The following is a 24,626-nucleotide window of genomic DNA, read 5'->3' on the forward strand; positions in this document are numbered from 1 at the left end:
GATAAAGGGAATAAAAAAGAGATTGTAATTTGGTTTCAACCAAACTACAATCTCTTTTTGTTTAAATTAACGCCACCAAATCCAAGTCCAAAAGTAATTTCGTATATTTCGAGGAGTAATGCGTATAAAACGTTCGCCGTCAAAGAAACAATTGGAATTTGGAAGTGTTTCATCAGGATTTTTTGGAATAAAAGTGACGATGTTTTCGTTGCTTGTAACGGTTACTGTAATTGGTGGATCGGTAGGCGAGACTTGAAGTTGTAAAGAAATATCCGCCGTATTTTTAAATTCATTATTAACAGGTGGACTTATCACTTGTACTGTGAATAATACGATAATTGTTTCGTTTGGTTCCAAATTAGTAGCGACTAGGAAACCGATATTCGGATTCGCTAGTGGAGAGCGTTCGCTGTTAATAAAGACAGTACCGTTCATAAATTGTAAACCTGCTGGAATGGTATCTTGTAATGAAACATTTGAAAGTGAAATATCAGAAGTATTCGTAATACGCATCGTATAATCAAAATATTGGTTTAAATAAGCTGAGCTGACGGAAGCATCTTTCACTACTGTTGCAGTTATAAATTGAACTGGTATACGAACGATATTTGAATTGTCAATGAAAGTAATAATTGGGTCCTGTGGTGTCAATTGGAAGGCGGCTGTGACGGAAGCAGAATTGATAATTGTGCTGTTTGAAGGGATAGACGTGACGAGAACTTTAAATGCTATCTTTGCTACGGAGCCAGCTGGTAAAGCACCGATATTCATACCAGTGTCTGGACGGACATTTAGAACAGGAGTGCCGTTAATGGTTACGCTGTTTTCTATAAATGTTGTACCAGTTGGAATGATATCTAAAATAGAAGTACTTATCGTAGGAATCGGGGAATGGTTCAATACCTCTAATGTGAATGTAATCATATCACCTATAACGGCAATAGATGTGTCGGCTGTTTTGTTAATACGAACCATAGGATCAACTACTGTTGTTGTAACGACATTTGTTTGCTTTGTAATTGTAATAGGTGGTTCATTCGGGTCAATGGTAACAGTATAGGAAACAGAAGCATCGTTATTAATTGCTGGTTGAAGAGTTGTAGGAGATATTGTTACTTGGAAAGTAATGATAGTAGATTCATTAGGAGTAAGGCTTCCTAATGTAATACCATTTTCAGGATTTTCATTAGGCTGATTGATTCCGTTAATTGTAACGCTGCCTGTAACGAAGGTTGTATCTACTGGTGCGGTGTCTATGGCAATAATATCTTCAATCGTTACATTACCACTATTCGTAATCGTAATTGTATACGTTACAGTTTGACTAGGTAAAGCATTCGTAGCATTAACAGACTTTATGGCAACGACATTATCATTTTGGACAGTTGTTGTGACGGTATTTGTTGTAGTCGTGTTTGTAACAGGTAAATTATTTGGATTGACTATATAGTTAAAAGTAGTAATGGCTTGGTTCGTCAATTCATTTGGTGTTGGGATAGAAGTCACGGTTACTTGGAATGAAGCGACAGCGTTTCCGCCGACAGTTATAGTATCAATTGGTATACCACTTACTGGATTAACTCCCGGAAGGGCTTCTCCGTTTACAATGACGCTATTTTCTATAAATGTAGTACCTTGAGGAATCATATCTTGAATGGTTACATTATTCGCTGCAACATTACCAGTTTGATTGAGTGTAATCGTATACGTTAACGTGTCACCGACTGTTGCAAATGCAAGGTCAACAGCTTTATTACTATTTAAATTTGCGTGATGAATTTCTGTTACGGCAGCTGATGAAATGATAGTTTCGGTAATAGGCGGCTGGTTTGGTATGGTGTATTGGTATTCGATTGTACTCGTGTTAGAGATTGGATTTGTTTGCGGAATCGAAGTAACCCGTACTTGAAATAGAATAGTTGCTGTCGTATTAGGCGGAATGTTATCAATTCGTATCCCGTTAAGTGGATTGTCACTTGGACGGGCGTTTCCATTCACAATAACACTATTATCTATAAAGCTCGTATTCGCCGGAATAATATCTGTAACGATAATGTTTTCAACTTGTATATTCCCATTGTTCGTGATGGAAATTGTGTAAGGGATAATCGTTTGTAGGTCAGCGTATTGGATAGGTGTTGTTTTTGTTGCAATTACATGAGCAGAAATAACTTCAGTGATAGTAATATTACTAGTCGATATTTGTTCTTCGCTATTAATTGTATAACGAGAAGTTGATTGATTTTGAATACGACCACTAGCTGGAAGAGCTACCACAGTAACGGAAAATGTGACTGGGATAGAAACGTTAGGAGCAATCGTTCCTACAAGTATACCAGTACTTGGATTCGCGTTAAGCTGAGGAATATTATTTACTAAAACGCTACCTTCTATAAAGGTTGTTCCGTCAGGTATATTGTCTGTAAATACAACAGTAGTAGCATCTGCATTTCCTATATTCGTTAAAGTTGTTGTATAAGTTAAAATGTCACCAATCGTTACAGAAGTTAAATCAACAGTTTTCAGTGAAACGATATCAGCATCATTAATTTGGACGAAAGTAGTATTGGAAGTAGTAGATTTTTGAATTGGTGCAAAGTCAGGATTGAAAATAAAGTCGTAGACGATGTTTGCAGTATTAGGCGTTGGATTTAAAGCTGGCAAATTCGTAACGGAAACTTGTAACGTTATTGTAGTCGCTTGCCCTGACGCAATATTAGGAATGAAAAAGCCGATATTCGGATCTGCTGCAGGAAGTACAGTGTTGTTAACTGTTACACTTCCCGGAATAAATACTGTTCCATCTTCTATAGTATCTGTAAAAAAGATGGAGTTAGTTGTAGTAGATCCGTTATTTTGAATGAATACTGTATATTCAATGGTGTCATCAATATTAGCTAATACTTTATTAGCAGATTTTGTAGCGATAAGAATCACATCAATAAATTGTATATTTGTAGTATTGGAAGAGGTTGTTTCTGAAATTGGTGGTGCGCTTTGTTCCGGTTTATATTCATAGTGTATAACAGCGATATTATTAATAGTATTTTGTGCAGGTATAGAGACTACATTTACTTGGAACGTAACAATAATCGTATTATTTGGAAGGATAATACCAAGATTGATACCGGTAATTGGATTTTCGTTAGGTCTTGGTATGCCGTCTACAAGGATGCTATTTGGAACGAATGTAGTGCCAGCAGCAATTGCGTCAATTAGGATAGTATTTGTAATAGGTACTGTACCAGCGTTTGTAACTGCGACTGTATATGTGATGATTTGACCGATACGTGTAATAGATCTGTTAGCAGATTTAATTGCACTAACATTTGCCGTCCGCACTTCAGTATTTACTGCATTTGATAATGATCTACGCTGAATAATCGGAGAACTAGGGTCAATTTGGTATTCATACGAAGTGTCTGAAATGTTAATGACTGTGTTGCCCACTGGTATATTTGTAAGTTGTACTTGGAATGAAATAGTGATTGTTTCATCTGGTTGTATCGTGCCAAGAGTTACTCCATTTTGAGGATTTGCACCAGGCTGAATCACATTATTTATTGATAAGCTATCTTCAATGAATATAGTACCTTCTGGAATGTTGTCAATGAACACCGTATTGTTCGCTGGAACAGTTCCTATATTTTGTAGTGTATTTGTGTAGGTAATATTTTGCCCAATGGCTACGAAAGTAACATCCGCCTGTTTAACAGAAATAATATTTGCATTTTGAAGTGATGTTGTAACGATATTAGAATTTGCAGAGCGATTCACTGGTGGAGCTGTAGGAATACTTACATATTGATAATTTACAGATGATTGATTTACAATTTCGGTTGCAGTTGGTGGATTATTTGTTTGTACTTGAAATAGTATTGTTTTGGAACTGTTTGGTGGAATCGTTCCAATTGGAATTCCGTTTTCTGGATTTACACCTGGTTGAAGTACACCGTTAATTGTGACACTGTCGGGAACGAATGTAGTCCCAGCTGGAATAGAATCTGTAAAAATAATATTTATTGCGTCAACGTTGCCGATATTTTTCACTTCAGAAATATAAAGTATAGTTCCGCCAATATCTACAGTTATTGGATTGGACGTTTTTGTAACTGTCAATTGTGCTTGCACGAAATTTGTAATGACAATATTACTTGTAGATGTTTCGGTAATAGGCGGTTGTCCTGGGTCTGGTTGAATTGTATATGTTGTATTAGATTGATTTGTAATCGATTGTTGCGAGAATGAATCGTTAATAAGAATTTGGAACGAAATAAGGTGAGTAGCGTTTGCTACTAGGTTAGGCAAAGTAACACCTGCATTTGGATTTGCACCAAGTATAGCTGTTCCGTTAAGTGTAAAACTATTTTCTACGAATGTAGTCCCTTCTGGAATCGTATCTGAAAATATGAGATTAGTAGCTGGAATATTTCCGGTATTTTCTAGTGTTATCGTATAGGTCAAAATGTCACCGGTTGTTGCTTGTTGTGCATTGACAGCTTTTAAAGAAAGAACATTCGCATCCGAAATTTGTGTGAAAGCTGGATTAGACGTAATTGTTCGAGAGATGATAGGAGCAGTTGGATCGGCGATAAAAGTATAGTCAATACGGGCTATATTAGAAATTGGATTCACGCTTGGAATGGATTGAACGATAACTTGGAATGTGACGGTGACGATTTCTGAAGGTGCAATGGCGTTTAAGGAGATTCCTACGTTTGGATCAGTACCCGGAGCTGAAACGCCATTTATGGTTACACTATTCGGAATAAATGCAGTTCCTTCTGGGACCAAATCTGTTAAAGTAACTGTATTTGCAGTTGTATTTCCGTTATTTTGAACGACTACCGTGTAAGTGATTGTACCGTCAGTAGATTGTACGAGAGAATCTGTATTTTTAATTACAGATAGCGATGCATCAACGACAGCTGTATTTACCGTATTAGATGAAGAGGTTGCTGTAACTGGAGGTTGACTTGGGTCGACAATATAAGTGTAACTTGTAAGTGCTTGATTTATAATCGCTCCTTGTGGTGGAATAGAACTTGCAAGAAATTGGAACGTAATAGTAGCAGAATCACCTGGTGCGATAATACCAACTGGAATACCGAGAGTTGGACTTGCATCTGGAAGTGAAATCCCGTTAAGCGTGACACTATTTGGAACAAATAATGCACCTTCAGGAACTCCGTTAATGAGTAATACAGAATTTGCAGGGAAGTTTCCAGTATTCGTTAATGTTGCTGTATACGTAATTATATCTAAGGTAGATACGATTGTACGATTTGCTTCTAAAACAGTTGTAACAGTCGCGTTATTAATTTGTGTGGAAGCACTATTAGAATTTATTGTGCCGGTAACAGGAGGAGAGGCCGGATCAACTATAAATTCGTATTGAATAGATGCAACGTTTGTAATTGGGTTCGAAGGTGGAGTAGATGTAACTATGACTTGGAAAGTAGCAGTTAAGGAACTACCCGCGTTAACGGTTCCGATATTCACTCCGTTATTTGGATTTGCACCTGGAATGGTACTTCCATTTACAGTAAAACTATTTTCAACAAAGGTCGTTCCTGCTGGAATGAGGTCTGAGAAATTTACATTCGTAGCGTTTGTATTGCCGCTATTTTGAATCAAAACTGTATAAGTGATCGTGTCTTCGATATTTGCAAAGGCTGTATTAGCAGTTTTTACGGCTGAAAGTATTGCTGAATTAATAGAAGTAACGAAGACGTTCGTTTCCACATTGCCAGGCTGAGGTTGTAATGCATTTCCTACGTTATATTGGAAGTTCACAAATCCTAAGTTTTGGAGTTCAGGTGTGAACGTTGTTGGGTTGCTTATGATTTGCACTTGGAACATAATTATTACGATTTGATTGGGAGTTATTGTATTTATGCCAACACCGTCAATGATAGAAGCGGATGGTAATGAAGTGCCATCAACAATGACTGATCCTGCAACAAATTGTGTCCATGTCGGTATAGGGTCTGAGAAAACAACATTGTTAGCAGAGATATTTCCTGTATTCGTAATAGTGGTTGTATACGTAATCGTATCACCGATCGTTGCAAAAGCTTTATCTCCTATTTTAATAGTGTTTAAAATAGCACTTTCAATTTTTGTTGTAACGCTATTAGAAGTAATATTTTTTGAAACAGGTGGATTAGCCGGATTAACGATATGCTGGAAGCTAGCGCTAGCTTGATTGGTAATTGGATTTATAGGTGGAATTTCATTGGCATTAATATGAAATGCTACGATGACAGATTCGTTTGGCGCGATATCACCAATTGGAACGCCTGTAATGATATCTGCATTTGGGATGGTAGTTCCGTTAAGTGTAAAACTATTCGGTTCAAAGGAAGTTCCGTCTGGAATTAGGTCGGTAAAAATAACATTCGTCGCACTAACATTGCCGCTATTTGTAATCGTAACTGAGTATACAATATCTTGCCCGATATCTACTGTTTCCGCATTTGAATTTTTTTGTGCAGTAAGGATAGCGCTATTAATTTGTGTTGTCGTTGTATTGGATTGATTGGAAGTTGTAATAGGTGACTGGCTAGGATCAACGACATAATGATATGTGGTAGAAGCAAAATTAGAAATTGGATTAAGTGTTGGAAGTGTAGTAACAGTTGCTTGGAATGTAACGATTGCCGTATTACCATCATTAATTGAACCTATGTTTACACCAGTAGACAAATCAGCGCTTGGAATGGTTTGCCCATTAACTGTGAAACTATTTGGAATGAAACTTAAATTGCTATCAAGAATATCGATAATAGTTACATCAGTAGCAGCAACATTCCCGGTATTAGGAAGGTTAAGTGTAAATGTTATTGTATTACCAACATCTGCAAAAGTAAGATTTGCTGTTTTTGTGCTAATAATATTTGCGTTGTTTATTTGAAGAAGTGTAGTGTTGGAGCTAGCTGTATTCGATACCGGCGGATTACCTGGATCAACACTAAACTCATACGTCGTTGATGCTATATTTGGTGCAGGGTTAATAGGTGGGATGCTGTTAACCGTAACTTGAAATACGATACTATATATTTCATTTGGTGGAAGTGTTGCAAGTAATACACCTGTATTTGGATTCGCGTCAGGTTGTAAAACACCATCAACAGTTAATGTGTTAGGAACAAATGTGAGTCCACTTGGTAATGCATCTGCAAATACAATATTAGTTGCATCTGTATTTCCTATATTCGAAATAGACGTAGTATAAAAAACAGTTTGCCCGATATCTGCAAAGGAGACACTTTCATTTTTCGTCATGGATAATATAGCTTCTTTAATTTGTGTTGAAACAGGATTACTAATTGAAGTTTCTGGATCAGGCGGTGAGACTAATTGGTACGATGTCGATGAGAAGTTTACAATTGTATTTTCAGTTGGTAATGAGTCCACGTTTACTTGGAATGAAACATTTACTGTAGACCCAGCTGTTATAGGCCCAATATTTACACCGTTCGATGGGTCCGCACCACTTTGAGGAACCCCGTTAATAGAAAATGAGTTTGCAATAAATGTAGTTCCGCTCGGCATTGTATCTGAGAAAATAACATTTTGTGCGGATGAATTTCCATTGTTTGTTAAAGCAACAGTATAGGTGAGTGTGTCTCCAATACGACTAAAGGATTTATCGACTTGTTTTAATGAAAGAATGATAGCTGTGTTAATTGTAGTGAACACTGTGTTTGAAGTAACATTCCTTGAAACAATAGGGGCATTAGGGTCAGTGATAAATGTGTAAGAAGCACTAGCCGAATTGGCAATAGGATTTTGAACAGGAGTAGAAGTAGCGGTAACTTGAAATGCTATTGCTATTGAGCTGTTAGGAGCAATTGATCCAATTGTAATACCTGTATTAGGATTAAGACCAATTTGTGTGATGCCATTTATTGTGACACTATCCAAAACGAACGTTGTACCGTCTGGAATAAGGTCAGTGAACGTAATATTCGTAGCATTTGTATTCCCACTATTCGTTAAAAGTGTCGTATAGGTAATAGTATCACCTAGTGTTACAAGTGTTTGATCAACTGATTTAATCATCGTTATCATAGCATCTAGTACAGGGTTTGTAACGCTGTTCGTTGAAGTAGAAGTAGTAACAGGAGCTGCGCTTGGATCAACGGTATAAGAGTATAAAATTGTATCGTTATCCATAATTGAACTTGAAGGGGGAATAGAAATAACAGTTACTTGGAAAGTAACGGTTACTGTTTCGCCAGGAGCGATATTGGGTATATTGACTCCAAGTGCTGGCCGTGCACCAAGTTGCTGCATACCATTGATTGTGACCGAATTTGGTATAAATGTAGTGTTGGCTGGAATAGCGCTTGTGAAAGTAATATTCGTTGCTGCAGTATTTCCTGTATTTGTAATAGTAGTTGTATACGTAATCGTATCTCCGACAGAAAGAATGGATTTATCAGCACTTTTTGTAGTAGTTAATATAGCACTATTAATAGTTGTCGAAACAGTATTAGATATATTCGTTTGTGATACGGCAGGTTGGCTAGGATCGACCACATGTGAATACTGTACAGAACTAAAATTTGAAATTGGATTTATACTTGGAATGTTTGTTACAAGTACGTTTATCGTAATAGCAATCGTACTGCCAGGATTTATATTTCCAACTTGAATTCCGTTAGCGGGGTTTCCAATTTGCTTAGCACCAGAATCATTTACAAGAGTACCAGATATAAATATTGTTCCATCAGGCAAAATATCCGTGAAAAGTATATTTTGTGAAGTGACATTTCCAGGGTTGCTTAATGAAATTGTATAGGAAAGTGTATCCCCGATCTTTGCAAAAGTTTTATCTACAGATTTAATTGCCAAAATTTCTCCGGAATTTATTTGTGTTGAAACCGGATTAGATGTTGTACTTCGTGAAACGAGTGGTAAATTAGGCCCTGTCATAAATTGATAATTAATAGAAGCTCCGTTTACAACGGGTGAGTTTGGTCCCCCAGGTCCGATTGTAAAAATAGGATTTGGGATGCTAACTACTTGCACACGGAAGGTGACGTTTATAAAATCTCCTGCAATAATATCCCCAATTGGTATCCCGTTCGCCGGATTTACTCCAGGTAATAAAACCCCACCTACTCGAACGCTATCTTCTATAAATACTGTATTATTTGGAATCGGATCTGTAAAAGTGATATTAGTAGCAGTTGTGTTTCCTATATTATCCAATAAAACTGTATAAGTTAAAAATGAATTTCCGGGTGCGATGTCAGAAAATAGACGATCGACACTTTTTGTTGCTTGAATAATAGCTTCGTTAATTTGCACTAAAGTTGGATTACTTGTAGCTGTTTCTGTCACTGGCGGCTGGGTAGGATCCACAATGATAGAATATGTCGTACTGGATTGATTCAACGTAGGATTTGTAGCTGGTATTGAGCCAACGATAGCTTGAAAGCTAATTGTTGTTGTTCCCCCAACTGGAATGGGGTCTAAAGAAATCCCGCTATCTGGTCTAAATCCAAGTTGTGGGATGGTATTAATTTGTAAGCTATCAGGAACGAATGAAAGTTCAGGTGGTAATATATCGATAAAAACAGGTGTGTTTGCGGTAGTATTTCCGCTATTAGTGAGAGTAGTTGTATACGTAATTGTATCTCCAACAGCAGCAAATGTACTGCTTGCAGTTTTTGTTGCGATAACGGAGGCAGTATTTACTTGAGTAAAAGTTTTATTGGATTGAACGGTTCGTGAAACAGGCGGTTCATTTATATCAACAATAAAGCTATATTGAAGCGATGATTTGTTAGGAATTGGATTAGGATTTGGGATTGTTGTAATGTTTACTTGAAAGCTGAGTATAACTGATGCATTTGAATTTATGTTCCCGATATTAATACCGTTTTGTGGATTTGTATTAGGAATAGTTATTCCATTTACTGTAAAACTATTTGGGATAAACGTCGTACCATCTGGCAGTAAATCTGTAAAAATAACATTGTTTGCGGTAGTGTTCCCGGAATTAATAATGGTAGAAGTGAAAGTGAGTGTATCTCCAATAGTAGCGAATGTTGAATTGACAGTTTTATTTATAGATAGAGTAGCATCAATAATTGGAGTAACCGTCGTATTCGTAATTGTACTACCAACAGCAGGTGATTGGTTTGGATTCACGTTATATTCATAATTTACAAGAGCGTTATTTGTTAATGTGCCACTAGGTGGTATCGCTAAAATTTGTGCTTGAAAAGTAATGAATATAGTATCTCCGGGAGGAATATCTGCTAAGTGAATACCAAGTGAGGGATCTAATCCTGGCTGTGGAACATTATTAATAGTTACAGAATTCTGGATAAATGAAGCCCCTGCGCCAAGTCCATCCGTTAAAACAGTTGCACTAGCGGGAATATTTCCTGTGTTCGTAACTGCAATCGTATAGGTAACGATATCTCCAATTGCAGCAGTCGGTGTGTTCACTGATTTCGTAGCGATGATTGTAGCGTTATTAATTTGAGTTGTTATTACGTTACTTAACGCATTGGAGGATGTTGGAGGTAAGTTAGGATTTACGAAATATTGGTACGTTGTGTTACTTTGGTTCGGGATAGGGTTCGGATTCGGAATGGAATTTACTTGCACTTGGAACGAGATGGTCGTATTTGCATTAGGATTTATCGGATCAATTGCTATGCCATTTGCTGGATTTGCATTAGAGAGCGTAGTACCATTTACTGTTACGCTATTTGGAATAAAAGATGTCCCGCTTGGAATGGTATCTGTAAATACTATACTTGATGCAAGTGTGTTCCCGTTATTTGTTAAAGTAGTCGTATACGTAATAATATCATTTACGTTCGCAAACTGTTTATCAGCAGATTTTGCAGAGGTAAACGTAGCGTTATTAATAGCTGTTTGTACAGTGTTAGAAGCAACCATCTGCATGATGGCTGGTTTGGATGGATCGTACGTGTATTGGAATGTAGTGCCTGATTGATTCGTAATTGGATTTACAGCAGGAATAGTTGGTACAAAAATTTGGAATGAAACGGTACGTGATGAATTTGCCCCAATCGTACCGATCAAAATGCCGTTAGCAGGATTTGCATTTGCTATAGGGACACCGTTAATCGTTACAGTATTAGGAAGAAAGATGGTACCATCTGGAATGATATCTGTAAACGTTACATTAGTGGCAGGGATATTGCCGTTATTCGTTAAAATTGTTGCATAAGTTATGACATCGCCAACATCAGCGAAATTTGTACTTGTTAGTTTCGTAGCAACAAGATTTGCGGTGTTAATTTGTGTCGTTACGATATTGCTAGTGGCATTTCTAACAACAGCAGGTAAATTTGGATCTGCGATAAAGCTATATTGTAGTGCAGCACTATTTTGAACTGGATTTGGTGAAGGTAAACTATTTGCACTAATTTGAAAAACAATGGTTGTAATTCCACCTGCGGGAATTGTTCCAACTTGAAGACCAACACTTGGATCAGCACCTAGCTGTAAAGCGCCGCCTATAAAAATACTATTTGGTACAAGAGTCGTACCAGGAGGGAGTATGTCGGTAACAACTACATTATTCGCTGGAGTATTCCCAAGGTTCGCTAAGGCAATTGTATATGTGATTGGTTGCCCAACATCAGCAATAGTTAAATCTACCTGTTTGACAATAACTACATTTGCTAAATTAATTTGTGTGCTTACAGTGTTACTTAAAGAGGTTTCTATAGTTGGTGGATCGCCTGGATTTAGAATAAAGCTATACTGTGTACTAGATGAATTTGTTGTTGGATTTTGTGTAGGTAAAGCAGTGACGGTTACTTGATAAGAAACAGTAATTTCACCGTTAGCAGGAATGGAAGGTAACGGAACACCGGCGTTTGGATCAGCGTTATTTTGGAGTACACTATTAATAAGGAAAGTGTTTGGAATAAAGGTAGTACCGTCTGGATTCGTATCAACGAAAGTAGGGCTATCAGCAGTAACACTTCCTGCATTCGTTAAAAGAATAGTATAAGTTAATACATCCCCAACAGTAGCAAATGCCCGATCCACTGTTTTTGCTGAAATGACATTTGCATCGTTTACTTGAGTAAATGTAGTGGTTGAAGTAGTGTTCTTACTTACAGGTGAAGCGTTTGGATCCACGATAAAGTTATAGGGAATAGAAGCGCTATTTGAAATAGGATTTGGGTTTGGGATGCTAGTTATTAATACTTGGAATGAAGCTGTAATTGTAGTATTTGCATTGATGCTACCAATATTGATGCTAGCTGGTGTAACACCTGGCTGAGCAACATTGTTAATTGTAACACTGTTTGGTACAAAGGCAGTACCATTCGCAATTGAATCGGATAGTACTACATTGTTCGCCGCAACATTTCCATCGTTTGTAAGAGCAAAGGTATAAGTTAATACATCTCCAACTTCCGCAAATGTTTTATCTACAGACTTCGTAGCTTGAAGGTTTGCTAGTCTAATTGTTGATGTAACAGAATTAGAATTTGCTGTTTTTGAAGTTGGTGGCAGACTTGGATTAACAGTATATAGATAAGAAGCGAAAGCATTATTAATGATAGGATTTTGGGCGGTAATATTAATAACTGTTACTTGGAAAGAAAGAGTAAAAGTAGCTCCGCCAGGAATTGTTCCGATAGGTAAAGCGACGAGAGAATTTACATTTTGCAAAACTCCATTTAGTGTTACAGTACCAGGAGTCAATATCGTTCCATTTGGAAGTGGATCTGTTAGTTGCACGTTAGTTGCGGCTGTATTTCCACTGTTTGTAATGAGGATTGTATAACTTATCGTTTCGCCAATTGTAGCAAATTGTTTGTTTGTTGATTTTGTTAATGTTAAATTCGCGTTGTTAATTTGAGTGGAAACAAGATTAGAAGAGATATTTTTTGTAACGGGTGATTGGCTAGGATTGACGGTATATTGATAAGAAGCGCTTGATCCATTAGAAACGACATTTGACGCGGGTATTGTGTTTACTACTACTTGAAACGAAACATTTTTTGTTGTGCCAGTTGGGATGGATCCTACATTTACACCGTTAGCAGGATTTGCTCCAACTTGTGTCGTTCCATCTATTGTTAAACTGTTGAGAACAAAAGTTGTTCCAGTAGGAATGATATCTGTAAAAATAACGTTATTCGCATTAGTATTACCTGTACCTGTAAAGGAAACAGTGTACGTTAGTGTATCACCAATATCTGCAAAATTTTTATCTACCGCTTTCGTCATTGTGACAGTAGCGTTATTCACTTGAGTAGATACGATATTGGTCGTATCAGTCCCGCTTACTGCTGGCTGATTTGGTACAGGAATGTATTGATATGTTGTTGTGCCACTATTTAATATTGGATTTGTTTGCGGGATAGAAGGAACGAATACTTGAAATGAAACAGTAGTCGTAGAATTAGCAGCAATGGTTCCAATGAATATACCATTAGCGGGATTCGCTCCAGCTTGAGTAACGCCGTTAACAGTTACACTCCCTGGAATGAAAGTTGTCCCGCTAGGAATCGGATCCGTATATATAACGTTCGTTGCCGCGATATTTCCTATATTAGCTAAGGCAATACTGTATGTTAACGTTTCTCCAATATCAGTAAAAAGTTTGTTAACTGATTTTGTACCATTAATATCTGCAAGATTAATTTGTGTTCCTGCAGAGTTGCTTGTTGCAAGACCGTTAAAAGTTGTTCCACCGGCAATTGGTGTATATTGAAATGTAATATTCGCAGTGTTAGAAATTGGATTCTGATTTGGAAGGGAAACGACAGTTGCTTGGAAAGTTACTGTACGAGAAGCGTTATTATTAATGGTTCCAAGAGATATACCAGCAGCCGGGTTTGCATTTGTTTGTGGTATGCTATCTACTGTTACAGTGCCAGGTATAAAGGAAGTGCCGTTAGGAAGACTGTCTATAAAAATAACGTTATTGGCAGGAAGAAGCCCGGTATTAGGGATAGTAACGGTATAAGTGAGAACATCTCCAATTGCTGCGACGCTTTTATTCACGCTTTTCGTTGCTTGTATGTTAGGCGAGTTTATATTAATTTGTAATCCGACTGTATTTAACATATATGCATCTCCGTTAGTTGTTAAACGGATCGCGGCGGATACTTGGGAATTTGTTAAATAAGGAGAAATATCAATAGAAGTAATGTCCCAGCCTTGCCTTCCTGCGGAGATATTTGTACTTGTAGAAGCACTTTGATTTCGTGTTCCAAATGTCCCAGTTGTATCTAAATTTCCAGCAGCATTATTCACTTGAGAACCGAAGAAATTATTTACAGCATTATTTGGCCCGGATAATGCATTTAATGAACTGAAATTTGGTCCAAATAATGCTTGATCCCCAGTTAAATCAGCATCCCCTTCAGTAGAACTTATAAATAATCTCCCGCTTACAGGTCCTCCGGCAGGTGTTAAAAACCCTGAGACAGATACATCTGCACTACCAGTTTCTACAGAAACACGGTTACCAGCTACGTAAATTGTTAAATTTCTTGCGGGTAAGGAACCGTTTTGATAAGCGACAATGAGCGTCCATCCAGAAGAATTGATAGCTCCGTTAGAAGCATCTAAAGGATCAACAAGTCCAGGGACAGAACCGGTTGTATAAGAGCCAGATCCTCCAGCTTGAACGAGGGATGTTACATCTGCAGAACGTGTATAAAATCCAAATGTGACAGATCCGGAAACGAATGTTTGATTTGAAGCTGTAACAGCTGAAGGGGTAATCGAGTATGTTGAAACAGGTGTTGTAAAAGAAACCGAGTTTCCTAATACACTCGTAATGTTTTGATCACGAGATAAGTAGTTTCCACCCCAAACGAGTTCTGCGTAAAGAATAGTACTACCAGCAGGGATATTTAAAATAGCGGTAGAACTATTTTGTGTATAACTTAATGTTGTACCAGCAGGAAAACTCGGTACTTGTAAAGCGGTATTTGTAGTTATAAATGCACCAATTGCCCCGATTGTACCAGCCCGGTTTTGATTACTAATTTTACTTAAGCCTAAAGTATTACCTGTAATCGCGAGTGCGCCGTTAGTGGTGGTAGAAAATCGATTCGTAATGGGCATGTTGTCACCTCATTTATAATATAGTCTTGGTCAAAATAGGATATGTGTGTGACAAATAAAGGGAAACATGTACAAGTTGATTTAATAATAATGATTTAAATGTCTAGAGAAGGGGATGAAGTATGCTTGAATTGGAAATTAAGGTGGAGCGTCTTAGGGACGAACAAATAGGCGATATTGTAGCATTATCTTCTTATATTGGGTGGGATTATAATAAAGAAGAAATTGAGACTATTTTTGACTCAGGTATTATATACGGTGTGTGGAATAAGAGAAAGGAACTTATTGCTAGCGCGGCAATTATATTATATGGGGAGAAATTAGCGTCTATCGGAATGGTCATTGTACATCCGAATTATAAGGGAAGTGGGATTGGAAAGGTGATAACGAATACATGTATTAAGAGCGTATCGGCTCAAACCCCAATTATGCTTATTGCTACGGATGAAGGAAAGCCGTTATATGAAAAACTAGGATTTAGGGCAGTAAGCTATGTTTCTAAATACATATGTAACTCTTACAATGTGAATGATTATTGTGTAGGAAATGAAGATTATATGATGAATTATGAAGAGTGTGATTTAGAAGAAATAATAAAATTAGATGAAAATGCGTTTGGAACAAATAGAAAAGCATTTTTAACGAAAAGAATTATACAAAGTGAACAGTGCATCGTTGTAAAGGGCAACAACCAAAATGTATTAGGTTACGGTTTAAGTATACAAACACCAGAAAATAAAATAATAGGTCCAGTCGTTGCGAAAAATGATGCGATGGCAATGAGAATTGTGCATGATTTAGCAAGAGAGCATCATGGTAAATTAAGAATTGATGTATCAGAAGGAAAGAAAGGTTTCATGAAAGAATTAGAGATTACTGGTTTTCAAAAGGTTAATACACCTCCAATTATGATGAGAAATAGTGATCAATTTTTGAAAAGAAATGGGGAACTATACAGTATTGCAGCGCAAATTTTTGGATAAAAAAGAATCCTTCTAAATGAAGGATTCTTTTTTATTAATCACGATATTGGTCGTGAGTTGGTTGGAAGAGGTCTTCCTCGATATCTCTCACCATAGAAAAATGATCCACATTATAATGACCGTGTAGAACTTTAGTATGGTGCTCAATAATTTGTTCTGCAGATAACACGTTAGAATCAGTTGTGGAATGACCGTTTTTAATTAATGTAACATCAAATCCTTGTACAGTAGCTGTTCTAACTGCGGTGTCGATGCAATGTTCTGTTTTACATCCACCGATAACGATATGATTAATTTTTTCTTCTTTTAAAAGTTCAAGTAGAGAAGTGCCATAGAATGCGTTTGTTGCTGCTTTATTAATAAGGATTGCAGACTGAGGTACTTTGATTTCATTATGTACTTCAAATCCTTCTCCGCTACCAGAAGCAACATCGATATCTCTTACGAAAACAATAAGGGCATTTGCATGTATTGCTTTTTGTACGGCTGTATTTAGTGTAGATAATAACTCTTTTTTGCGAAAAACTTCTTTTTCTTGTTCATTCCCATCCATTAATTCTTGCTGCGCATCGATAATTAATAGTGCTTGTTTCATCGTGTCTCCCCTTTAATATGAAATAAGTTCCACTATACATATTCATTCATATTGCAAGGAAATCCTTTATTGTCTATGCAGTAGACGATAGATTTACAAAGTTGTCAAAGAAATTTCATTCTCATAGCGTGTAAAAACATGTATGATAGGAGATGGAGAATTTTTGAGTAGGTGGGAATATCATGCAAACAGTAGAAGATTATCTTTCATTCTTACATACGAAAGGATTTAAACTATCAGAGGAAGCACAAGGGTTTATTATGTTTGGACAAGGATATACTGGTGCATCTGATGGAATTGTGAACGCAGCAATAGAAGCGACAATTAAACATCAATTACAGTTTGATGGGAGTTATTTTGTTGCGTTATTAGAACGTTTGAAAGAAGAAGAAATTACAGATAAAAAAAGCGCTAAGGCTTTTATGCGGAAGTTACAAGCGTAACTTCACGCAGCCTGCGCTTCTTTTTTTGTTTTGGAAGGTAATTCAACAAAAACCATGCCTAGGAAAATACATAGGCATCCGATAATAGCGGAAATAGAAAGTTGTTCGTTTGCAACGAGAATGCCTGTTAATGCAGCAAAAACAGGCTCCATTGCGAAAATAATTGCTACTCTCGTTGGAGACGTATGTTTTTGTGCTGATGTTTGAATAAAAAAAGCAATGGATGTCGCAAATAGGGAAGTTAGAAATAGAGCGAATAAAAAGGAAGAATTCGTCCATAGTGCTACTGAAAATAATTTTTCCCAATCTTCAAACAAAAAGGCGCAAATAGAAGAAAACATACCGACAGCTAATACTTGCGACGTGCTTAATAATAAAGGTGATATTTTCTTAGAGAAGAAGCCGTTAACAAGAATATGGGCAGCGAAAGCAACTGCGCAACCGAGAACGAGTATATCTCCAATGTTTAATTGAAAAGAATCACCAGCAGTTAATAAGTATAAACCTGCTGTTGCTACAGCAATGCCCATTACGATAAAAATGGTAGCTTTTTGTTTTAAAAAGATAAAAGACAAAATTGGTACCATAACGATACTAAGACCTGTTAAGAAACCAGCTTTTGAAGAAGTTGTATAAAGTAAGCCGAATGTTTGTAATACATAGCCAACGCATAAAAAAAATCCAACGATTAATCCAGCGAGACTACTCTGTTTTATATCTTGTTTTGAAGATTTTTTTGAGAAAATCATTTGAACGAATAATAAAATAATTCCAGCGAATAAAAAGCGAATACCATTAAAAGTAAATGGACCAACGAAAGACATAGCATTTTGAACGACAACAAATGTAGCTCCCCAAATAAAAGAGACAAATAATAAAGCAAGAGGAGCAACCCAATCTTTTTTCACACTCATACCCCCGTTAATTTTGTAAGATAGCTTTTCTAGCTAACTCATCAGCAACTTTATTTTGACTACTTGGAATCCACTTAATAAAAAAGAGATCGAAACTTTTTATGTACTGTAATGCTTCTTCTAATAGTGGTGCAAACATTTTATTTTTTGCGTATTCTTTTTCGACAGCTCGCTCGACAAGTTGCGAATCTGTACGAAAAGAGACAATGTTATAATTATGCTCCGTGCAATATTTTAATGCCGCAAGTAAAGCGTGGTATTCTGCTTCATGATTGGACATTGTCCCAAGGGGCAATGATAATTGTACAGCTGGTTGCACCCCTTTAATAAACACTCCAGCACCAGAAGGACCAGGATTTCCTTTTGATGCACCATCAATATATACTTCAATCAAAATGAGAAACCTCCAAATTATAAGATGATCCCCTACTTATATGTTTCTTTGAAGTAGGGGATAGAGTAACTTAGCCGATTGTAATACTATAACGACATGTAAATGTTTCATTCGCTTGTAAAGATTGAATTCCTTTTTTTTCCTTGAAATCTTTTGCTGGATTTACTTCATCAGCAATACCGTACCAAGGTTCAATACATAAGAAAGGTGCGTTCTCACCTGGTGTCCATACGCCAACAAATGGGAAGCCATCAAATTCTACTTTTACAAATTTATTATGTTTATGAGAACGAATAGAGATTTCATCCGTATTCATATTTTCAAAAATAAGCGCATCATTTTTGAATAAATCGTATGTAAGTGGTAATTCATTCGTATTTTCAGCGATTAATTGTTTTTTACTTGAAAGGTAAGGTCCTTCTAATACGCTTGTTTCTAAGCGTTCAGAACCATTAAATGATAAATGATAATCTGTAAATGATTCGCCCTCTAATAAGGGGAAGTTGAAACCAGGATGTGCTCCGATTGAGAAGAACATCTCTTTTGAAGTAGGGTTATTTACTTCATATGTTACATGAACGATTTGTCCGTCTAGCTCATAAGAAACGAGTAATTCGAATTGGTATGGGTATTTTTTTAATGTTTCTTCATTACTAGTTACAATATAAGTGATTTTCGTTTCACTTTGTTCTTGTACAGAGAATGTAAGATCACGAGCAAAGCCGTGTTGTGTTAAAGAATATGGTTTACTATCTACGTAGTATGTATTATCTACTAATCGGCCGACAATTGGGAATAAAATTGGTGCGCGGCGCCCCCAATAAGAAGAATCGCCTTGCCATAAGTATTCAGTGTTATCTTCTTTTAAGCGAACGCTTTGTAATTCTGCACCTTTGTCAGAAATGGAAACGACCACTTTTTCATTTTGAATTGTTGCTGTCATGAAGTGAAACCTCCTAAAACTTTCATATGTTTTATTATACGTTGTCTAAAAGAAAAAAGGTAGTTAATGATAGGAATCTATTGACGAGAGAGTGTGTATTGCGTAGAATGTATTCTTGTTGCTTAAAAAACGAATAACGTGGTTCGAAACCATCCCACGTAAAAAAACTAAGGAGATTTTGTCATGAATATAAGAACATTAGTCGGTAATGGTATTTTAGCGGCATTATATATTGCTGTTTCTATGCTTATTCAGCCATTTGGCTTTACGAGTGTACAGTTTCGTATTTCAGAGATGTTTAATCATCTTGTTGTATTTAATAAGAAAGCAATTTACGGAATTGTATTAGGTGTATTTTTAACAAATCTCTTTTTCTCACCTATGATCGCTTACGATTTAGTATTTGGAGTAGGGCAATCTATTCTTGCATTAGTTGCAACGATTATTTCTATGCGATTTATTAAAGGTGTTTGGGCTCGTATGATTTTTAATACAGTTATTTTTACAATTACAATGTTTATGATTGCAATTGAGCTTCATCTTGCATTTGATTTACCATTTATGTTGACTTGGTTAACATGTGCCATCGGTGAATTTGTTGTCATGGCAATTGGTATGCCTGTAATGTACTGGATTAATAAACGAGTACAATTTGAAAGATTTATGCAATAGATGAAAGAGCTATTCCTATAGGGATAGCTCTTTTTGTATGTAATCATATTGAATATAATACTGTGACTCTTGATACAATATAATAAAATAAAGTGAGGCTTTCATTAGCTGACTACATATAAGAAGTCTTATATAAGGGGAATCTAGTATGAAATATAAAATTCATTGGTTGTATAAAACAAAGAGCGGATTGCAGACGAAATTAACGACAGATTATATGAACATAGACGATGTATTGCAATTTGCAGAGGATTTCGAGAAAACAGGAAGAGTGAAAGAACTATCATTTTATGATGAAATGGATGCAGAATGGTCATTAAAGGAAATGAAAAAGCTGAGTAAACAAGTGGAGGAAGAGCCCCAAGAAATCCTCGTTTATTTTGATGGCGGTTATGATGTACAGACGAAAGAAGCTGGAGTAGGTATATGTGTATACTATAAAAAAGGAAATACAAAATACCGAATTCGCCGTAATGCATATATAGAAGGTATATATGATAATAATGAAGCGGAATATGCATCATTACTATATGGCATGAATATACTCGAGGAATTCGGAATTAAGTATGAAGCAGTTACACTTCGCGGCGATTCTCAAGTTGTACTGCAGCAATTGGCTGGAGAATGGCCTTGTTATGATGAGCATTTAAATCATTACTTAGATCAAATTGAACAAAAAGCGAAGCAAATGAAATTAAAACTTGTATGTGAGCCGATATCTAGAAAACAAAATAAAGAAGCGCATCAATTAGCTACGCAAGCATTAGAAGGAACAGTCATTGATAGTCATAAAGAAATAACCGAATAGAGAGGTGCAAAGGTGGATAAAAAGCAACTCATTACAGAGGTAAATGACTTATTAGAAACGTATTGTGAAGGATGTTTCTTGCGAGAACATAATCGAAAGACAAATAGTAAGTATTACGCTCATTCATTTTGTATACGACAATGTACAGTTGGAGAAACATTGAAAAAGTATGGGGAACAGTTATCATGAAAAACATCCAGAGAAAATTCTCTGGATGTTTTTTAGTGTCTTGCTTCATTTAATTGATGCTCGCATTTACTTAATTTCTTTTCCTCATTCATTAAAAATGGCTCATCTAAATCTGTCGCAACAGATTTCATAATTTCAAGCTGAGAGCGAGCGGCTTCTACAGCAGTAGTCGCATGCTCTAATGTATCTGGATCCATTGAAATTGTCGCTGACCCTACCATTTTTTGTGCTGTTTCTACACGGAATTTTACTTCTTCAAAATCATTTACTTCTGATCCCATTATTACTTCCTCCTTTGTATATTGCGCATTTCACATAGTTTTTGCTCTGTAAAACGGAAATATACAAAGGAATAACAAAGGAGGTTACCAAGTAAGGTAACCTCCTGTTATATGTTGGATTAAAGTTTTACTACGTTAGCAGCTTGAGGTCCGCGGTTTCCTTCAGTGATATCGAAAGATACTTCTTGACCTTCTTCTAAAGCTTTGTAGCCGTCACCTTGAATAGCAGAGAAATGTACGAATACATCGTCAGCGCCTTCCATTTCGATAAATCCAAAACCTTTTTCGTTGTTAAACCATTTTACTTTTCCTTGCATGTTACAATTCCTCCTAAAAACATTTGCTTTTTTCATTTAGTGAAATTCATTTGAAAGATAATATAAACTAAAAATGCTATAATCTTGAATATTCTGCTAAATGATTAATTTAAATATACACGAATTGGTAGAAATTAGTCAAGTAAGCGGTTTTATTTTTTTGTATTTTTAAATAATTTTTCAGCCGAATTTTAAATAGGTATAGGACAGGCCGAGTATGTAATATTCTTAATTGAATGCTATACATAATGAGGTGAAAGAAAGAATGAACGAGTCTTATTTATTAGATAATGAAGGAATGAGAACGAGAACTGACATACCAAATTGGGTTGCAAAAGAATTTCAAAATTTTTCGAGTGTCGTGCTAGAACCAACTTTCCCATGTTATTTCGGCTTAACAGCTTTGAAAAAGAATGAACTTCGTTATTCATTTCTCTCTCATAATGATTGGAGTCATTTGCCACATACAATGTTATCTTTTTTAGAGTTAATGAAAGAGCGCCCAATTGTAAGAAGAGGATTCTTTCTTTTTGTGGAACCGGAATGTGAGGAACAATCACTGGAATATTATCGTGATTACTTTTGGAAAGTACTACAATATTTACATGAAAACGATGACCAAACATGGCCGAAGCAAATTCCTGAAGACCCAGACCATTACTTATGGGAATTTTCATTTGGTGGTGAACCGATATTCGCATTTGGAAATGCGCCAGCTTATAAACAACGAAAAACTAGGCATTTAGGAAATTCTCTCGTTATTGGATTTCAACCGCGTACCATCTTTGATGGATTAGAAGGGGATCGCCCTAAAGGAGCATATTCAAGACAAACGGTCCGAGATCGAGTTGAAAAGTGGGATCAGCTGCCGAAACACCCTAACATTAGTCATTATGGTGATCCAGATCATCGCGAATGGAAACAATACTTCATAGGAGACGATGTAGAGCCGATAAAAGGAAAATGTCCTTTTCTTCATAAGTTAGAAAAGTAAGAGCCATCATCCAGATGGCTCTTTTGCATATTTTGGATAAAAAAGGGTATTTTAGTAGTAAATATTTTGATGAAAGCTAGTCTATTTTTAATCATTACATCATTACTTAATAGTAAAGGAAGTAGAAAGGATAGAGCGATGTTTGGAGCGATTATACAACAAATTGTATTAGGTATTTCATTAGCTGCGCCAGTAGGTCCGATTAATATTGAAATGTTAAAACGAGGAATTGAACGAGGTTTTTGGCATGCATGGGTTGTTGGAATTGGTGGAATGACTGCAGATATTTTGTTTATGCTTCTCATTTATTTCGGTTTATCTTCTGTGTTTATGTATACATATGTACAAGCTTTTATGTATTGCACAGGGTTTTTCTTATTATTTTATTTAGGATTTCAAAGTGTAAAACAAGGAATTTCCCACTCGAATATGGAATATAAAAAGGAAGAGGTAGGTGGCCTTAAACAATCGTTTATGGCAGGTTTTTTAATTGCGATATCCAATCCATTAAATCTTGTTTTTTGGTTTGGTATATACGGAAGTACACTTAGCTCATTGCTTACGAAGGTAACGAAACAAGAAGCCTTTTTATACAGTCTTTGTATTATCGTTGGCATTATTTTATGGAATTTAAATATTGCTTTTTCTGTCCATTTTGGCAGAACTTTATTAAAGCAAAAAGCACTTGGCTATATAACAGCCGGAGCCGGTATTATTTTAGTAGGATATTCTATCCATTTTGCATACAAAGCTTTACAGTTGTTCACATAAGATTGAAGGGGAGATTTTTATGTATCGAACCACTATTGACGGAAAAGAAATTATTATTACGTTAGCACCCAAAATCCGAAAAGAAATTACTGATAGGAATCCACTATATGAAGCGGTATTTCATAATGCAGCAAGATTACTGCAAACAAAGCAACCAACGTTTGCGCTAAATCATGAAATATTTGGGCTCATTATTGGAGAGGTACAAAGAGGAGAAGTAACAGTGTTTGCGGTGGAACATATTATTCCAAAGCAAAATATATTTGGATCGAACAATTTTTTCTCGACAATAGAGCAGCAGGCAAATTTGTAAAGTGAATAGAATAAAATAAAAAATAAAAGAAATAGTCGTAACGATATGTTGCGGCTGTTTTTTTGGAAAAGGGGGAAGGAAGATGAAGAGAGTGGGGAAAGAGTTCTTTTTACAACATGATATCGTTATTATGTATAGTATTTTATTTATTTTCATCATTATTTTAAAAATGCAATTTTTCACATGGATCGGTATGTTCGCGTGTTTGTTTGGGATTGTTTTTTATACGCTTAACGAATATATGACACATCGGTTTTTATTCCATTTAAAGCCACCTAAAAACGTATTTTTATTAAAAATGTTAAGAAGATTACATTATGATCATCATGTATATCCAGATGATTTAAAACTATTGTTTTTGCCTGTATGGTTTAGTATACCTAGCTTTACTATATATTTACTTATAGCATATGGTATAACAAAAAGTGCTACTATTACACTTTCATTCGGAATTGGAATGATTATCATGCTTCTCGTTTATGAATGGAAACATTATATTGCACATAAGCCGATTCGTCCGTTCACTAAGTTTGGAAGATGGCTAAAAAAACAGCACATATTACACCATTATAAAAATGAAAAGTTTTGGTTTGGTGTTTCAAATCCAGTATTCGATTTCATATTTGGAACGCTTAAAGATGGGAAAGACGTTGAATTAAGTGAAACAGCTCGTAATTTAGAAAAAGAGAAAAAGACAGAAGTAGTGCGATAAGCACTACTTTTTTTATTTGGAAATTTGCCGGGTGGTAAAACTCCCGCCTCAAAATCCGGCAAATATGAGGAAGTTAGATGGAAGATAACTTCCTGTAAAGCTTGACTGGTGAGGAATTGAAGTGCGTAATTTTTATGTTGAAAAAGTATATTAAAAACTTAGGAGAAATTGGCGAAAAATGTCTATCGAAAAATCTTT

General features: G+C 36.1%; 16 protein-coding genes and 1 riboswitch. Of the genes, 9 read left to right on the forward strand and 7 right to left on the reverse strand.

Going from position 1 to position 24,626, the window contains the following annotated elements:
• Nucleotides 1-66: 66 nt before the first annotated feature.
• Nucleotides 67-15,099, reverse strand: coding sequence for a DUF7507 domain-containing protein (locus tag GFJ36_RS07320; RefSeq protein ID WP_097889728.1), 15,033 nt, complete (start codon nt 15,097-15,099; stop codon nt 67-69).
• 122 nt (nt 15,100-15,221) lie between these two features.
• Here GFJ36_RS07320 and GFJ36_RS07325 point away from each other — a divergent pair, with 122 nt between their 5' ends.
• Nucleotides 15,222-16,082, forward strand: a complete 861-nt coding sequence (locus GFJ36_RS07325) for a GNAT family N-acetyltransferase (protein WP_098082112.1) — start codon at nt 15,222-15,224, stop codon at nt 16,080-16,082.
• A 34-nt stretch (nt 16,083-16,116) separates the two neighbouring features.
• Here the strand turns inward: GFJ36_RS07325 and GFJ36_RS07330 are convergent, their stop codons facing one another.
• Nucleotides 16,117-16,677, reverse strand: a complete 561-nt coding sequence (locus GFJ36_RS07330; RefSeq protein WP_088062747.1) for a cysteine hydrolase family protein — start codon at nt 16,675-16,677, stop codon at nt 16,117-16,119.
• Between the two features lie 182 nt (nt 16,678-16,859).
• Between GFJ36_RS07330 and GFJ36_RS07335 the strand changes: the two genes are divergently transcribed.
• Nucleotides 16,860-17,120, forward strand: coding sequence for a DUF6123 family protein (locus GFJ36_RS07335; RefSeq protein ID WP_001195212.1), 261 nt, complete (start codon nt 16,860-16,862; stop codon nt 17,118-17,120).
• A 2-nt stretch (nt 17,121-17,122) separates the two neighbouring features.
• Here GFJ36_RS07335 and GFJ36_RS07340 read toward each other — a convergent pair whose 3' ends face one another.
• From GFJ36_RS07340 to GFJ36_RS07350, 3 genes are all read right to left on the reverse strand, one after another.
• Entirely contained in the window at nt 17,123-18,028 is a 906-nt protein-coding gene (locus tag GFJ36_RS07340) for a DMT family transporter (protein WP_142314794.1), read from the reverse strand.
• Between the two features lie 13 nt (nt 18,029-18,041).
• The gene (locus tag GFJ36_RS07345; protein WP_000573873.1) at nt 18,042-18,428 is read right to left on the reverse strand and encodes a reverse transcriptase-like protein; all 387 of its coding nucleotides are present in this window, start codon (nt 18,426-18,428) and stop codon (nt 18,042-18,044) included.
• Between the two features lie 70 nt (nt 18,429-18,498).
• Entirely contained in the window at nt 18,499-19,371 is an 873-nt protein-coding gene (locus tag GFJ36_RS07350) for an aldose 1-epimerase family protein (protein WP_088062749.1), read from the reverse strand.
• Nucleotides 19,372-19,503: 132 nt separating this feature from the next.
• Nucleotides 19,504-19,548, forward strand: a riboswitch (PreQ1 riboswitch).
• 6 nt (nt 19,549-19,554) lie between these two features.
• Between GFJ36_RS07350 and GFJ36_RS07355 the strand changes: the two genes are divergently transcribed.
• The 3 genes from GFJ36_RS07355 to GFJ36_RS07365 all read left to right on the forward strand — a co-directional run bounded on the left by GFJ36_RS07355 (nt 19,555) and on the right by GFJ36_RS07365 (nt 21,040).
• On the forward strand, nt 19,555-20,043 hold the full coding sequence (locus tag GFJ36_RS07355; protein ID WP_001026482.1) for a QueT transporter family protein: 489 nt from the start codon (nt 19,555-19,557) through the stop codon (nt 20,041-20,043).
• A 148-nt stretch (nt 20,044-20,191) separates the two neighbouring features.
• Nucleotides 20,192-20,851: a ribonuclease H family protein gene (locus GFJ36_RS07360; protein WP_088062750.1), complete on the forward strand. Its 660-nt coding sequence runs from the start codon at nt 20,192-20,194 to the stop codon at nt 20,849-20,851.
• A gap of 12 nt (nt 20,852-20,863) precedes the next feature.
• Entirely contained in the window at nt 20,864-21,040 is a 177-nt protein-coding gene (locus tag GFJ36_RS07365) for a zinc-finger domain-containing protein (protein ID WP_000358801.1), read from the forward strand.
• Nucleotides 21,041-21,072: 32 nt separating this feature from the next.
• On the opposite strand, the gene GFJ36_RS07370 is transcribed toward GFJ36_RS07365, so the two are convergent.
• A complete protein-coding gene (locus GFJ36_RS07370; protein WP_000534395.1) occupies nt 21,073-21,321 on the reverse strand; it encodes a DUF2564 family protein in 249 nt (82 codons plus the stop codon).
• 119 nt (nt 21,322-21,440) lie between these two features.
• Nucleotides 21,441-21,638, reverse strand: a complete 198-nt coding sequence (cspB, locus tag GFJ36_RS07375) for a cold shock-like protein CspB (RefSeq protein WP_001161731.1) — start codon at nt 21,636-21,638, stop codon at nt 21,441-21,443.
• A gap of 265 nt (nt 21,639-21,903) precedes the next feature.
• Here cspB and GFJ36_RS07380 point away from each other — a divergent pair, with 265 nt between their 5' ends.
• From GFJ36_RS07380 to GFJ36_RS07395, 4 genes are all read left to right on the forward strand, one after another.
• A complete protein-coding gene (locus tag GFJ36_RS07380) occupies nt 21,904-22,632 on the forward strand; it encodes a YqcI/YcgG family protein (RefSeq protein WP_001005942.1) in 729 nt (242 codons plus the stop codon).
• Between the two features lie 138 nt (nt 22,633-22,770).
• Complete coding sequence (locus tag GFJ36_RS07385; RefSeq protein WP_000466560.1) at nt 22,771-23,403, forward strand: LysE family transporter; 633 nt, start codon at nt 22,771-22,773, stop codon at nt 23,401-23,403.
• A 19-nt stretch (nt 23,404-23,422) separates the two neighbouring features.
• Nucleotides 23,423-23,716, forward strand: a complete 294-nt coding sequence (locus GFJ36_RS07390) for a hypothetical protein (protein WP_000286360.1) — start codon at nt 23,423-23,425, stop codon at nt 23,714-23,716.
• 82 nt (nt 23,717-23,798) lie between these two features.
• The gene (locus GFJ36_RS07395) at nt 23,799-24,428 is read left to right on the forward strand and encodes a sterol desaturase family protein (protein WP_000832138.1); all 630 of its coding nucleotides are present in this window, start codon (nt 23,799-23,801) and stop codon (nt 24,426-24,428) included.
• The last annotated feature ends 198 nt before the right edge of the window (nt 24,429-24,626 follow it).

Source organism: Bacillus sp. EE-W1 (assembly GCF_009760835.1).
Taxonomy (GTDB): Bacteria; Bacillota; Bacilli; order Bacillales; family Bacillaceae_G; genus Bacillus_A; species Bacillus_A wiedmannii.